The organism is Variovorax sp. BGA-UO-ETr-C22, assembly GCF_059567965.1.
The window spans coordinates 1,176,156-1,189,405 of the sequence record NZ_JCAQPA010000011.1; the positions used below are offsets into that span (position 1 = coordinate 1,176,156).

Here is a 13,250-nt window from a genome sequence, read left to right on the forward strand (position 1 = left end):
CACGGCCGCGCGCCGCCGGGACCTTGCGGACCCGGCGGCGCATCGTTCGAAAAAGCGGCGTCTGCGCGCCTGTCTATTTGCGGCCGACGCTGCTGTCTTCCGCCGGCCGGAAGAACAGGTACTCGCCCCGACCCAGTTCGGGCGTGACCTCGTAGCCGCTGCACCGCGTGACGTTGCACTGGATGATCACGACGCGCGGCCAGATGGTGGCCGAGGTCGGGAACCCCGGCATGTACTGCGGCACGTGCCAGACGCCGTAGTCGCCCACCGGCTCGGCGTTTTCCGTACCGCTGGCGTTCTGCAGGCCGCTGCCCATGGGCATCCGCTCGATGCGGATGATCGGCGTGGCGGCGACCGACGCCGTCGCCACGCAGCAGGCGGCCAGCCAGAGAGGAACGGTCCTGGTGTTCATGGTGATGGACTCCAGAGCCGACCTCATTGCGCGTCGGCCAGTGCCGAATCCACCTCGTCGGCCGGGTCAGCCGGCAGGCGGCGCGTGATGCGCGCTTCCAGGATGTCCGGCTGCGGGGCCACGGCGCTCGCAATGACCGGGGCCGCCTCCGCCGCAGGTGCCGCGGCTTCCTCGGCGGGCGCTGCGGCCACGGGGGCCGGTGCCACCTCCGGCGCAGACACCGGGACGGCGGTCGCGGCCGGTGCCGGTTGCGGTGCCGGCTGTTCCTGCGCCGGGGCTGCCATGGGCATCGCCTCGACCAGCGTGGCCGGTGCGGCGGGCTGCTGCACCGCCACGACCGGCGCGGGGGCCGGGGCCGGCGCCAACGCGACAGGCGCTGCAGGTGCCACGGGCGCCACCGGCTGGGGCACGGCCACCGCCACGGGGGCTGGCGCAGGTGCTGGAGCCGCGGCCACGGGCGCTACCGGCGCCGCCGGACGTGCCGCCACGGGCGCGCCGGCCGAGGAGGCCTGCGGTCCGAACGCGCTCACGCGTTCTTCGGCGGTCATCGACTGCGGGCACTTCGAGCCGGTCATCTCCAGGGCCGCCTGGGCTGCCGGGTCCATGCAGTCCATGGCCAGCGACGCTGCCTTCATGCCCTTGTTCCAGAGCTCGCGGCTCATCTTCAGGCGCTTGCAGTGCTCGTCCGTCCAGGTGGTGCCGAAGCTCAGCCCGACCCCTGCGCCGTTGGCGCTGGCGCTGGTGCTGCCCATGCAGGTGTCATTGCTGGTCGTCAGGTTCGGGCCGCTCACGGAGGGCACGTTCTTGACGGTGTAGCTGCCACGGTAGTCGACGGTGCTGGTCGTCGCGCCCGTGTTGTTGATGTTCTGTGTGCTGTTGCTGTCCACCGTGGCCCGGGAGGTGACTTCCGAGGGGGCGGAGCTGTTGAAGTTCACCGCCTGGGTGTTGCCCTGGGCGTTGGTGGTGGCTGAACTCTGCGACTGGTTGTTGGCGCCACCCGCCGTGGTCTGCGCCAAGGCGCCGGCGGACAGGCCCAGCAAGGTCAGGGCAATCAATGTTTTCATTTTTTCGACTCCTTTGGGAAGCAGGGGAGGGGCGTGCCCCTCCCCGTTTCTGGTCCAACAACCGATGGTCCGGATCGCTCAGGGAGCGTTGGCCGTTGCGCCGGAGATCGCGCCGCCGGCGGTGCCGCCACCGTTGCTGAAGCCCGCTGCGTTGCCCACGGCGAAGTTGATGACGCCCGTGGAACCGCCGGTCGAGCCCGACGTGGCCGAGGTCGTCGTGCCGTTGACGATGCCGTTGACCGCGCCCGAGTTGGCGCTGAAGCCGGCCGTCGTGCCCGAGGTGCGCGTCACCACGGCCAGACCGCCGCCAGGACCTGCAGCGGTGGCTGCGGTGTTGTTGGTGGTGGAGCCGGCTGCGCCGCCTGCAGAGCCGCTCACGGGGTTGGCGCCGCCGCCGGCGTAGTTCGCATTGGCGCTCGAGGTCGCATTGGCCTGTGCATTCGCACCGCCTGCAGCCACGCCGTTGCCGGTCGTTGCTGCCACGCTGGTCACGCGTCCTTGCGTGGTGGCCGAGCCGCTGGCGGTGGCGCCGCCGACGCGCAGGAAGGCGTTGCCTGCTGCGCCGCCCGCCGCGTTGGCCGTGGCCGACGAGGTGGAGCTGGCGGCGTTGTAGCTCAGTGCGCTGCCCGTTCCGGAGCTGGCGGCGACCGAGCCTGCCGAGCTGGAGGAGCCGGTCGTGGTGTTGGTGACGGCGAGCGCCACGCTGCTGCCGGTTGCGGTCCCGATGCCAGCCACGAGAACCACTGCCATGGCGATAAGAGTCTTCTTCATGATGCTTCCTCGATAGTGTTGAAACGAACCCGATCGCCGGGGAATCCGGCCATCAGCGACGGTCAGCGAGCACGGATTGAATGGATTCCGTTGCGACCGGGATGCAGTTTCAGCGAGGGGAAGGGATCGAAAAATGCCTCAGGCTGGGTAGTGCAAGGCTATGGCTAAAGCAATGCCCGGCCGCGTTTTCGGCGTGGGCAGGGGACCGGTTTCCGGCCCTGTTTCCCTCGTGGCCACTATCACTTTCGTTCACAATCTGGCAATATTGCAACCGAAAGAAACCAAGGTAATCAAAAAAGCCGATAGCCGGAAAAAGAGTAGAAATCGATTAACTTTTGTTCACGAAGTCGCGACTTTTATCTGTGACAAGGGGGCTTAAATGGAAAACGATCTCGACATTTCATTGACCGATGTCGGTGGTGGCGCTAGGAAATTCTCCAATCCCGGCCAGTTCGGTGGGCTGCTGGCTCCCTCGGCGGATACCCTGCCGTGGCCGGACTACCTGACAGGCCAGGAAACCAAGCCCGTTCGTGTCCTGCTCGTCGACGACGACCCCTTTGTCCGCCGTGTCATCGCCCAGGAACTGCTGGGCGATCTGCGCATCCAGCTCGAAGGCCAGGCCGGCTCCCTGCGCGAGGGAAGGCGCCTCTTGATGCAGCATGAATTCGATGTGCTCATGGTCGACATCCGCCTCGGGGACGGCAGCGGATTCGAGCTCATCGAAGAGGCCAAGAAGCACCGCAGCGCCGCCGAGATCATCGTCATTTCCGCGCTGGAAGACGAGCCCCAGGTGCTGCATGCCTTCGAGCTCGGCGCCTCGGGTTACCTGGTGAAGAACGCCTGGTTCCAGAGCTATGCCCAGGCCGTGTTGCAGGTGGTGAATGGAGGGGCTGCCATCACCCCCCGGCTGGCGCGCCGGCTGCTCGTTCACCTGGACCACCAGCGCGCCAATCCGAGCCCGGTGCGCCCGCCGGACAGCAAGGCGACCCTGTCGGCACGGGAGCGCGAAGTGTTGCGACTTGTAGCCACGGGATATGTGACGGAAGAGATCGCGCTGCAGCTCACCATCAGTGCCCAGACGGTTAACGCACACGTCAAGAACATCTACCGCAAGCTGCACGCCCACACCCGCGCGCAGGCCGTGAGTTTCGCCTCGCACCGGGGGCTGCTCTAGGGCGCGCTTCGGGCGCGCCGCGTTCGCAGCGGAGCCACCCATGCGCGCGCCCGCGCCCCCGCTCCCGCCGTATTTCCTGGAGGACCAGTTCGTGTGGCTTTCGATCGCCGCCTGGTGTGTGCTCCTGGTCTGGCTGTGGCCGCGTGCCTCGCGCCAGCGGATGCTGCTGTGGGTCGGGCTCGCATTTGCGCTGCACCTGACGCCGGTGGTCGGGCAGGTGATTCGCGCGACCTCGGCGATCACCACGCTGGGTACCGAGGTGCCGGCCGCCTTCTGGGCCCTGCAGGGGGTGAACGTCGCCGTGCTCTGCATGATCGTGGCCACCTGGTATTTCACGCGGCGCCGCCTCGTGCGCTACCGCCAGGCGCAGGCCGTGCTCGCCGAGCGCCGCCGCATCGCCAGCGACCTGCATGACGGCGTCGGCTCGCGGCTGGTGGCGCTCATGGCCAGCTACGACCCGCGCTCCGCCGACGCCCGCGAGCTGTCGATGGCCCTGCAGGCCTGCCTGCTGGAGCTGCAGATGACGGTCGACTCCCTCGACGACCAGGCCGACACCAGCATCGGCGAGCGCCTGGGCCACCTGCGTTACCGACTGCAACCGGCGTTCGACCGGCTCGGCATCACGCTCGTGTGGAACGTGCAGGACGTGGTGCTGGCGCCGCCGCTGTCGCCCGAGGCCGCGATGCAGCTGTGCCGCATCGCGCAGGAGGCCTTGTCGAACGTGCTGCGCCATTCGCAGGCGACCCGCGTGGAAGTGCGCTTCGGCCCGCGCGAACGCTCGCACGGCCTGGTGCTCGAAGTGCTCGACGACGGCCGCGGCCTGGATGCGGCGGCCGGCGAACCGGGCGGCAAGGGCCTGCGCAGCATGCGCGAGCGCGCCGATGCGCTGCATGGCGAGCTGGCCGTCATGGATGCAGCGCCGCACGGGCTGCGCATCCGGCTCGTGATGCCCGGCGAAGTGCTGCCGCAGTCCGCGGTCGCGGCACCGGCCGAGAGCACGTTGTAACCATCCCGCGCCGGTGCCCGGCGGGGGGCCTCGTCGCCTATGGCAAACTTCCGCGCTTTGCCAGGGACGCGCTCAAGACATGCAGAAAATCATTCGCCAGCTCGCCGTTGAAATCAAGGTCGGCGAGCACCAGGTGAAGGCCGCCGTCGAACTGCTCGACGAAGGCGCCACGGTTCCGTTCATTGCCCGCTATCGCAAGGAAGTCACGGGCGGCCTCGACGACATCCAGCTGCGCGAACTGGAAGCCCGGCTGTCTTACCTGCGCGAACTCGAAGACCGCCGCGTGGCGGTGCTCAAGGCCATCGACGAGCAGGGCAAGCTGACCCCCGAGCTGCGCGCCGCGATCGAATTCGCGCCCACCAAGCAGGAGCTCGAAGACCTGTACCTGCCGTTCAAGCAGAAGCGCCGCACCAAGGGCCAGATCGCCCGCGAATTCGGCATCGAGCCGCTGGCCGACAAGCTGCTGGCCGACCCCACGCTCGATCCGGCCGTCGAAGCCAAGGCCTTCCTGCAACCCGCCACCACGCTGGACGACGGCAAGCCGGGCCCCGATTTCTCCACCGTGCCCCTCGTGCTCGACGGCGTGCGCGACATCCTGTCCGAGCGTTGGGCCGAAGACGCCGTGCTGGTGCAGCGCCTGCGCGAATGGCTCTGGAACGAAGGCCTGCTCAAGTCCACCCTGATGGCCGGCAAGGACGAGAACAACGCCGACATCGCCAAGTTCCGCGACTACTTCGACTACGACGAGCCCATCGGCCGCGTGCCGTCGCACCGCGCGCTGGCCGTGTTCCGCGGCCGCGCGCTCGAGGTGCTCGACGCCAAGCTCGTCCTGCCCGTCGAGCCCGAGCCGGGCAAGCCCAGCATCGCCGAAGGCAAGATCGCGCTGCACCTGGGCTGGAGCCACGCCGCTCGCCCGGCCGACGACCTGCTGCGCAAGTGCGTGGCCTGGACCTGGCGCGTGAAGCTGGCGCTGTCGACCGAGCGTGACCTGTTCACCCGCCTGCGCGAAGACGCCGAAAAGGTCGCCATCAAGGTGTTCGCCGACAACCTGCGCGACCTGCTGCTGGCAGCCCCTGCCGGCCGGCGCGTCGTGATGGGCCTGGACCCCGGCATCCGCACCGGCGTGAAGGTGGCCGTGGTCGATTCGACCGGCAAGCTGGTCGAGACCGCCACCGTGTTCCCGCACGAACCGCGCAAGGACTGGGAAGGCTCGCTGCACACCCTGGGCAAGCTGTGCGCCAAGCACGGCGTGAACCTGATCGCCATCGGCAACGGCACCGCCAGCCGCGAGACCGACAAGCTGGCCGGCGACCTCATCAAGCTGCTGGCCAAGATGGCCGCGCAGGCCGGTGCGCCCGAAATGACGGTCGACAAGGTCGTGGTGAGCGAAGCCGGCGCCTCCGTGTATTCCGCCAGCGAATTCGCCTCGCAGGAAATGCCCGACGTGGACGTGAGCCTGCGCGGCGCCGCCTCCATCGCGCGCCGCCTGCAGGACCCGCTGGCCGAGCTCGTGAAGATCGACCCCAAGAGCATCGGCGTGGGCCAGTACCAGCACGACGTGAACCAGAGCGAACTCGCGCGCACCCTGCAGGCCGTGGTCGAGGACTGCGTGAACTCGGTGGGCGTCGACCTGAACACCGCCAGCGTGCCGCTGCTCAGCCGCGTGTCCGGCCTGTCGGCCAGCGTGGCCAAGGCCGTGGTGCGCTGGCGCGAAGCCAACGGTGCGTTCTCCACCCGCAAGCAGCTGCTCGACGTGACCGGCTTCGGCCCCAAGGCCTTCGAGCAGAGCGCCGGCTTCCTGCGCATCCGCGACGGCGCCGACCCGCTGGACATCACCGGCGTGCACCCCGAAACGTATCCGCTGGTCGAGCAGATCATCATCAAGACCGGCAAGCCCATCGCCGAGCTGATGGGCCGCGCCGACATGCTCAAGACGCTCAAGCCCGAGCTGTTCGCCAACGAGAAGTTCGGCGTCATCACGGTCAAGGACATCCTGGGCGAACTCGAGAAGCCCGGCCGCGACCCGCGCCCCGACTTCAAGGTGGCGCGCTTCAACGACGGCGTGGACGACATCTCCGACCTCACCGAGGGCATGATCCTCGAGGGCACCGTGAGCAACGTGGCCCAGTTCGGCGCCTTTGTCGACCTGGGCGTGCACCAGGACGGCCTGGTCCACGTGAGCCAGCTGAGCCACAAGTTCGTCAACGACGCGCGCGAAGTCGTCAAGACCGGCGACATCGTCAAGGTCAAGGTGATGGAAGTCGACGTGGCCCGCAAGCGCATCGGCCTGTCGATGAAGCTCGACGCCGCGCCCGCACGCCGCGACGGCCCGCGCGACAACCGCTTCGAAGGGGCAGGGCGCGGCCAGCAACAGCAAGGCCGGCGCGACAACTCGCCGCAGCCGGCGGGGCAGATGGCGAGTGCGTTTGCCAAGTTGCAGGGGTTGCGCAAGTAACCGCAAGCAGATCGAAGGCTGTCCCGTTAAACTAGTCATCTAACTAGTCTGATGGGGTGGCGCCGATGAAAACCTGGCCGGTACAAGACGCGAAAGCGCGTTTCAGCGAATTCCTGGAGGCCTGTCTGAACGACGGGCCGCAAATGGTCACCCGGCGCGGTGCCGAGGCGGCCGTGCTGGTGCCGGCCGCGGAATGGCGGCGGCTGCATGCCATCGCCAAACCCTCGCTCAAGGAGCTGCTGTGCACCGACGAGGCGCGCACCGAGTTCCTCGTGCCCGAGCGCGGCGCCGCGCGCAGGCGACGCGTCACCCCGGCCCGTTGAAGGCGCGCGCAGCATGTACCTTCTGGACACGAACGTCATTTCAGAACTGCGTCGGCTTCGCCCTCATGGCGCCGTCCTGGCGTGGCTGGCGCCCATTCCCGACAGCGAACTTCACCTGTCGGCCGTGACGCTGGGCGAGATCCAGGCCGGCATTGAACTCACACGCGAACAGGATGCGGCGAAAGCGGACGAGATCGAGCAATGGGTCGAGCTGGTCGCTGCGTCGTACAACGTCCTGCCGATGGATGCGAAGACCTTCAGGCTGTGGGCCCGGCTGATGCACCGCAGCTCCGTCACGCTGTACGAAGACGCCATGATCGCCGCCACGGCGAAACAGCACGGCCTGACCGTCGTCACGCGCAACGTGAGTGACTTCGCCGACTTCGGTGTCGAGGTCTTCAATCCGTTTGAAACGGGTGCCGCATGAAAGCCCTGCGCATCTACGCCGGCCCCGCGGCCCGCCAGCACATCGAGCAGCACGGCCTGCGCCCGCAGGACGTGCGCACCGTCCCCGGCGCGGCCGGCGGGCCCAAGGGGCTGATCCTCGGGCCGCTCGATCGCTTCATCTTCGGGCGCTGGCTCACGCAGTCGAGCCAGCCGGTGGACCTGGTGGGTGCGTCGATCGGTGCGTGGCGGTTGGCCACGGCCTGCCTGTCGGACCCGGAGGCGGCCTTCGGGCGCTTCGAGCACGACTACGTGCGCCAGCAGTTCGAGGTGCCGCCGGGCCAGAAGCGGCTCAGCCCACACCAGCTCAGCGAACGCTTCGCGGAAAGCCTCGACACCTTCTACGGTGGACGCATCGGCGAGGTGCTGGGCCATGCGCGCTACCGGCTGCATGTGGTGACCTCGCGCGGGCGCCACATCCTGGGGCGCGAGGGCAGGGCGCGCACGCCGGTCGGCTACCTGGGCGCCTTCGCGAGCAACAGCCTGCACCGCAAGAGCCTGGGCGCCTGGCTGGAACGCTGCGTGTTCTCCACGCCCGGCGCGGCCTTGCCCTTCGGCACGACCGACTTCCGCACGCGCCAGCACGCGCTGAGCGAGGCCAACTTCAACCGGGTGCTGCAGGCCTCGTGCTCCATTCCGTTCCTGCTGGCGGCGGTGCACGACATTCCGGGCGCGCCGCGCGGCGCCTACTGGGACGGCGGCATCACCGACTACCACCTGCACCTGGACTACCAGCCCGCCGACGAAGGCATCGTGCTGTACCCGCACTTCCAGCAGGCCGTGGTGCCGGGCTGGCTCGACAAGGGGCTGCGCTGGCGCCACAAGTCGACGCGCTTTCTCGACCGCATGGTGGTGCTCGCGCCCAACCCCGAGTGGGTCAAGACGCTGCCGCACGGCAAGCTGCCCGACCGCAAGGACTTCATCCGCTTCGCGAACGACGCGCAGGCGCGCATCGCGGCCTGGGGCCAGGCCACGCGCGAGGCGACGCGGCTGTCGGACGAGTTCGAGGCCTGGCTCGGCGACGACGGGCGCTCGCGCGACATCCTGCCGCTCTGAACACGCTTTGTCCCGTCGGGGACAAACCCTGAGCGCCGGGGCAGGAGCGCGCTTCGAGAATGGTCCGATCCATGCCATCCGAAGGGTTCCCGACCATGCCGCACGCCACGCTCTCCCGCCGCCGTTTTTCCTTTGCCACCGCGGCCGCCGCTGCCAGCCTGGCTGCACCGTCTTTCGCGCAGAGCGCCTGGCCGAGCAAGCCGATCCGCATCGTCGTGCCCTACACCCCGGGCGGCTTCACCGACCAGATGGCGCGGCTGGTGCAGGCGGGCCTGCAGACGCGCCTGGGCCAGCCGGTGGTGATCGACAACAAGCCCGGCGCCAACAGCCTGATCGGCGTCGATGCCGTGGCCAAGGCCGCGCCCGACGGCAGCACCTTCGGCGTCGTCATCGCGGCCTACACGGCCAACACCACGCTGTACCCCAAGCTGCCCTACGACCCGCGCAAGGACCTCGTGGGCGTGTCGCTGATGGGGGTGTCGCCATTGCTCGCAGCGGTCAACAACGACGCGCCGTTCAAGACCGCGCGCGAGCTCATCGACTACGCACGCAAGCACCCCGGCAAGATCAGCTTCGGTTCCTCGGGCAACGGCTCGGCCGCGCACCTCACGAGCGAGCTGTGGAAGTCGCTCACGCAGACCTACATGATCCACATCCCGTACCGCGGCGCGGTGCCTGCGCTGACCGACCTGATGGGCGGGCAGATCCAGCTGTTCTTCGACGCGCCCACGGGCCTCATCAACCAGGGCAAGGCCGGCAAGGTGCGGCTGATCGGCGTGGCCGGCGACAAGCGCCTGCCGGCGGTGCCCGACGTGCCCACCTTCATCGAGCAGGGCTTTGCGGGCTTCACCGGCAGCACCTGGGCCGGCATGCTGGCGCCGGCGGGCACGCCGCGCGAGATCGTCAAGCGCATGTCGGAAGAGGTGGCGCGCATCATCAAGAGCGACGAGACGCGCGCCAAGCTCGATGCCATGGGCACCTTCCCGGCGGGCAGCACGCCCGAGGAGTTCGACGCCTTCATCGCGTCCGAGACCACCAAGTGGGGCAAGGTGATCCGCACGGCGGGCGTCAAGCTGGAATAGAGCGTCCGCACGCGCTGAAGGTCATTCGATTGGCGCCGCAGGGATACTGCGGCCCGTCGCCAGGAGATTGAGAATTTCACAGCCTCATCAGAAGGTACAGCGCCCTCAGGCAAGAGAGCGCTCGTGAATATTCAATTCAATCCATCGGAGACACATCTTGACCGAGACAAAAAACTGCAGGTCTTTGGGAGCCGGGCCGTCCTTGCGACGGCCCCGATCGTTTCTCGTGGCGATGGTTTTCGGCGGGGCTTTCTCGGTGGCGCATGCAGCCAACGATATTTCCGCCACCCTCGTGCGCACCTGCTCCAATCAATTGAACGGCACGGCGTACGGCGACGCCGTGCTGAACGATTTCCGCAGCACCCGGTTTCCTTCGCCCCGAACCGGGGGATTCAAGATCACGTCGGTCGAGCAGGTCTGGCTTGCATTTCCCGCCTACTGTCTGATCAAAGGGACCATCCAGCCCACGTCTCCCGGTGGCATCGACCCTGCCGTCAAGGCGCCCGATTACCGGGTGCCCGACATCAATTACCAGGTCTATATCCCGACGCAATGGAATGGAAAATTCGTCCAGCTCGGCGGTGGTGGATTTGCCTGGGATACCGACGTCGTTGCAGCAGGCCAGCAAAGCAACCAGCAGTTCTCGCCGTCGTGGCAAGGACCGGCGCTGTCGAATTACGCCGTCGTTCTCGGCGACGCGGGCGCAGGCGAATCGTCGAAGGCGTTCGATCCGGCGTTCGTGCAACCAGGCAGGCAACTCGGCGACGTGCCCAGGCAGGAGGCGGTCAAGAATTTCGGACAGGACGCCATCAAGAAGACGCTCGATGTCGGGCTGTACCTCTCACGAAAGCTCACGGGCGCGGCGCCCACCGACACCTATTTCGTCGGCATTTCCACCGGTGGCCGGCAGGCATTGAAAGCCGTGGCGAATTGGCCCGATGCGTATGACGGCATCATCGCGGGTGCGCCTCCGGTCGATGAAACCAATTTGCTGAAGACGCTGGAAGTCCCGTCGGTGGTCAATGACTGGGTGGTCAACTGGAACAGCAGCGCGGCCATATTGACCAGCCTGTTCGGCCGGGATGTGTCCGATCAAACATTGAGCGATGCGCTGGGCGCGACGTCCCGGCGCCTGGCGGATGTCGCTATCCAGTCGGGCGCCCATTACGACGGTTACCACCGGCTGCTGGATGCGCTGGCGCCGGTCTGGAATGTCACGCCGCGCGATCTCTCGAATTTCTTCGACGCTGCGGCGAGTCAGAAGAGGGCCGGCAAGAAGGGCAAGAAAATCATCATCTACCAGGGGACTTCGGACTTCCTCGTGCCCTGCAGCCAGGCCGGTGAATTCGTCAAGGAGTTGGCCCGCAGGCAAACGGCGAGCGATATCAGGAATTCGGTGCGCACCTATTTCGTCGAAGATTACAGCCACGGTTTCTACAACACCAACTCACTGCTCAAGAGAATCGGCTTGAACACCATGCAATTGAATTGGAATGCCGTGTCGGACCTCGACCAATGGGTGCACGACAACAACGCCGTCGCCAGCACGCCATCGCTTGTGAGGAACTCCTCCGGTGAAATTCCTGCAGCCTCGACACTGGGTGCGTGGAGGTGCCTGGCGGCGAATTGAGACCGGGCTGCGGTGGCAAACTCCACTGCGGCATGACGTACCGCCTGTCCCTCGCAACCCTCTTGGTCCTCGGCGCTGTCGCCACGCCAGCTTTTGCGGCGGGGCTCGATTGCAGCCGCGCCGCCGCCGATGTCGAGAGAGCCATCTGCGCCAGCGAGAACCTGCGCAAGCTGGACTTCCAGCTGTCCTCGGTCTACGGCAAGCTGGCCGCCGCCCAAGGACCGCAGCGCGCCACGCTGCGGCGCGCGCAACTCGACTGGCTGAAGGTTCGCGACCGGTGTGCTGCCGACACGGGCTGCATCGCCGGGCGGTATGAAGAACGGCTGGCGGCACTCCGGCTTCAGCTGCGCGACGTCCATGCCTACCGGCCCGACGACGTGGACCGGCAGGCCCTCGAGGAACTGCGCCAGGCCGTCGAGACGATGCGCAAGACCGATGCGGAGTTTCCGCTCGAGAAGGTCATCGACGCGTTGCGCATCAAGACCGGAATCACTGCGTTCGCCAACAGGAACGACGACCACTCGGCCGGCTCGGTTGCGCAGTTCCCCACCACCCGCCCCAAGGGCGTGACCGCCGACGAGTGGCGCGCCCTTCGGGCATCGGACATCGAAGGCGGCGGCGAAAACGGCGCCGCGGCCTACACCTTGCTGGACGTCGATGGCGACGGCCAGCGCGACCTCGTGATCGACACCTATGTCGGCGGCACCGGCCTGTTCGGCGAAACCAACGTCCTTCGCCGCAAGGGCGGCCGGTTCGAAGGCCTCACTACACCCGGCCAGGCCACGCCGGACGACGACAGCGGCGCGTCGAGCCTCTACACGACCGGCGGGCGCGGCGCGAACCAGTCGGGCGAGTGGATTCGCCTGCGCGGGCGCGTCTATGCGGCCTACCAGAACAGCCTCTACGGCGTGGACGACGTCTACCTGCTGCGCCCGCTGACGATCGTCGGCGAGGCGCCCAAGCTCAGCGTGCGCTGCCGCTACCGACTCTCGGTCCCCAAGGTGCAGAGCGACGAGAAGGGAACCAAGACCACGCTGGACAGCGCCCTGCATCGAGCGCTGAGCCAGGCGCTGCGCAAGATCGACACCCGGCAGGCCCGCGACATCGGTCCCGCGGACACGCCGCTGTGCCCGGTCCCCGCGGGCACCAGCGACGACGAGCGCGGCAACTACACCAGCTACGGTCCCGGCCACTACACCTTCGAGATCGTGGGTGACGTTCCGGTGTGGGTCGGGCAGGAGTGCCGCATCGGGCGGGTGGTCGACTGGTTCGGTGCCTATTCGTCCAAGGGCGGGCTGAGCGCGGCATTCTGGGTGCGCAAACCCGGTGAATACGACCGCGAGCAGACCTACACGGTGGATGGCGTGCGAACCGCGACCGGCACCACGGCGTCGATCGCGAGGTTCGACGTCGGCAACTGAGCCGCAGCGCCGAAGTTCAGGGCGCCAGCACCAGCACCTTGAACTGGCTGGGCACGATGCGCATGCCCACGATGTTGCAGCGGTTCTGCACCGCCAGGCTGGTCATGCGCGTGCAGGGCGTTCCCTTGAGCAGCACCGTGAACGCGCCGGTGATGTGGCGCGACGGCCCCATCACCGTCTGCGACACCACGCCCATCAGCACGCCGGCGTTGTCGCCGTTGGTGATCGGCGTGGTGGTCGCCATGTTGTGCACGGGCGTGCCGCCGTACAGGATGTTCCAGGCGTTGGGCAGGGCCGTCGGCCCGAGCGCGATGTTGGGGTAGGGCACGGGCAGCGCCGGCGGTGTCTTGCAGACATCGGGAAACGCGAGGTCCATTCCCATCATCTGTGCGTTGGCGAACATGGTTCAGGC

13 protein-coding genes are annotated in these 13,250 nt (G+C 67.6%); 9 read left to right on the forward strand and 4 right to left on the reverse strand.

Annotation, left to right across the window (positions count from 1 at the left end; genetic code table 11):
• Positions 1-73 precede the first annotated feature (73 nt).
• The 3 genes from AC57B8_RS25550 to AC57B8_RS25560 form a co-directional block, all read right to left on the reverse strand.
• Positions 74-412, reverse strand: coding sequence for a hypothetical protein (locus tag AC57B8_RS25550; protein ID WP_062480212.1), 339 nt, complete (start codon positions 410-412; stop codon positions 74-76).
• A gap of 23 nt (positions 413-435) precedes the next feature.
• Positions 436-1,476 carry a hypothetical protein gene (locus AC57B8_RS25555; protein WP_496481126.1) on the reverse strand — a complete coding sequence of 347 codons (1,041 nt, stop codon included), beginning with the start codon at positions 1,474-1,476 and terminating at the stop codon, positions 436-438.
• A gap of 78 nt (positions 1,477-1,554) precedes the next feature.
• On the reverse strand, positions 1,555-2,247 hold the full coding sequence (locus AC57B8_RS25560; protein WP_062472930.1) for a hypothetical protein: 693 nt from the start codon (positions 2,245-2,247) through the stop codon (positions 1,555-1,557).
• 379 nt (positions 2,248-2,626) lie between these two features.
• Here AC57B8_RS25560 and AC57B8_RS25565 point away from each other — a divergent pair, with 379 nt between their 5' ends.
• The 9 genes from AC57B8_RS25565 to AC57B8_RS25605 all read left to right on the forward strand — a co-directional run bounded on the left by AC57B8_RS25565 (position 2,627) and on the right by AC57B8_RS25605 (position 12,838).
• Positions 2,627-3,421, forward strand: coding sequence for a LuxR C-terminal-related transcriptional regulator (locus AC57B8_RS25565; RefSeq protein ID WP_062472928.1), 795 nt, complete (start codon positions 2,627-2,629; stop codon positions 3,419-3,421).
• A 91-nt stretch (positions 3,422-3,512) separates the two neighbouring features.
• The gene (locus AC57B8_RS25570) at positions 3,513-4,427 is read left to right on the forward strand and encodes a sensor histidine kinase (RefSeq protein WP_496481127.1); all 915 of its coding nucleotides are present in this window, start codon (positions 3,513-3,515) and stop codon (positions 4,425-4,427) included.
• 79 nt (positions 4,428-4,506) lie between these two features.
• Positions 4,507-6,882 (forward strand): Tex family protein, encoded by a 2,376-nt coding sequence (locus AC57B8_RS25575; protein ID WP_496481128.1) that lies wholly within the window; start codon positions 4,507-4,509, stop codon positions 6,880-6,882.
• A 65-nt stretch (positions 6,883-6,947) separates the two neighbouring features.
• A complete protein-coding gene (locus tag AC57B8_RS25580) occupies positions 6,948-7,205 on the forward strand; it encodes a type II toxin-antitoxin system Phd/YefM family antitoxin (protein WP_056580961.1) in 258 nt (85 codons plus the stop codon).
• Between the two features lie 13 nt (positions 7,206-7,218).
• Positions 7,219-7,632, forward strand: a complete 414-nt coding sequence (locus AC57B8_RS25585) for a type II toxin-antitoxin system VapC family toxin (RefSeq protein ID WP_496481129.1) — start codon at positions 7,219-7,221, stop codon at positions 7,630-7,632.
• On the forward strand, positions 7,629-8,705 hold the full coding sequence (locus AC57B8_RS25590) for a patatin-like phospholipase domain-containing protein (protein ID WP_159271828.1): 1,077 nt from the start codon (positions 7,629-7,631) through the stop codon (positions 8,703-8,705). Before AC57B8_RS25585 ends, AC57B8_RS25590 begins: the two co-directional genes overlap by 4 nt.
• Positions 8,706-8,800: 95 nt before the next feature.
• Entirely contained in the window at positions 8,801-9,787 is a 987-nt protein-coding gene (locus AC57B8_RS25595; protein WP_496481130.1) for a tripartite tricarboxylate transporter substrate binding protein, read from the forward strand.
• Between the two features lie 157 nt (positions 9,788-9,944).
• A complete protein-coding gene (locus AC57B8_RS25600) occupies positions 9,945-11,417 on the forward strand; it encodes a tannase/feruloyl esterase family alpha/beta hydrolase (RefSeq protein ID WP_496481131.1) in 1,473 nt (490 codons plus the stop codon).
• A gap of 32 nt (positions 11,418-11,449) precedes the next feature.
• Complete coding sequence (locus AC57B8_RS25605) at positions 11,450-12,838, forward strand: lysozyme inhibitor LprI family protein (protein WP_496481132.1); 1,389 nt, start codon at positions 11,450-11,452, stop codon at positions 12,836-12,838.
• Between the two features lie 16 nt (positions 12,839-12,854).
• On the opposite strand, the gene AC57B8_RS25610 is transcribed toward AC57B8_RS25605, so the two are convergent.
• A complete protein-coding gene (locus AC57B8_RS25610) occupies positions 12,855-13,241 on the reverse strand; it encodes a DUF4150 domain-containing protein (protein ID WP_056580973.1) in 387 nt (128 codons plus the stop codon).
• Between the last annotated feature and the right edge of the window lie 9 nt (positions 13,242-13,250).

Coding starts and splice junctions, on each gene's coding strand:
- AC57B8_RS25580 (WP_056580961.1), top strand. CDS start 6,948: ATGAAAACCTGGCCGGTACAAGACGCGAAAGCGCGTTTCAGCGAATTC.
- AC57B8_RS25555 (WP_496481126.1), bottom strand. CDS start 1,476: ATGAAAACATTGATTGCCCTGACCTTGCTGGGCCTGTCCGCCGGCGCC.
- AC57B8_RS25590 (WP_159271828.1), top strand. CDS start 7,629: ATGAAAGCCCTGCGCATCTACGCCGGCCCCGCGGCCCGCCAGCACATC.
- AC57B8_RS25605 (WP_496481132.1), top strand. CDS start 11,450: ATGACGTACCGCCTGTCCCTCGCAACCCTCTTGGTCCTCGGCGCTGTC.
- AC57B8_RS25565 (WP_062472928.1), top strand. CDS start 2,627: ATGGAAAACGATCTCGACATTTCATTGACCGATGTCGGTGGTGGCGCT.
- AC57B8_RS25560 (WP_062472930.1), bottom strand. CDS start 2,247: ATGAAGAAGACTCTTATCGCCATGGCAGTGGTTCTCGTGGCTGGCATC.
- AC57B8_RS25595 (WP_496481130.1), top strand. CDS start 8,801: ATGCCGCACGCCACGCTCTCCCGCCGCCGTTTTTCCTTTGCCACCGCG.
- AC57B8_RS25585 (WP_496481129.1), top strand. CDS start 7,219: ATGTACCTTCTGGACACGAACGTCATTTCAGAACTGCGTCGGCTTCGC.
- AC57B8_RS25610 (WP_056580973.1), bottom strand. CDS start 13,241: ATGTTCGCCAACGCACAGATGATGGGAATGGACCTCGCGTTTCCCGAT.
- AC57B8_RS25550 (WP_062480212.1), bottom strand. CDS start 412: ATGAACACCAGGACCGTTCCTCTCTGGCTGGCCGCCTGCTGCGTGGCG.
- AC57B8_RS25575 (WP_496481128.1), top strand. CDS start 4,507: ATGCAGAAAATCATTCGCCAGCTCGCCGTTGAAATCAAGGTCGGCGAG.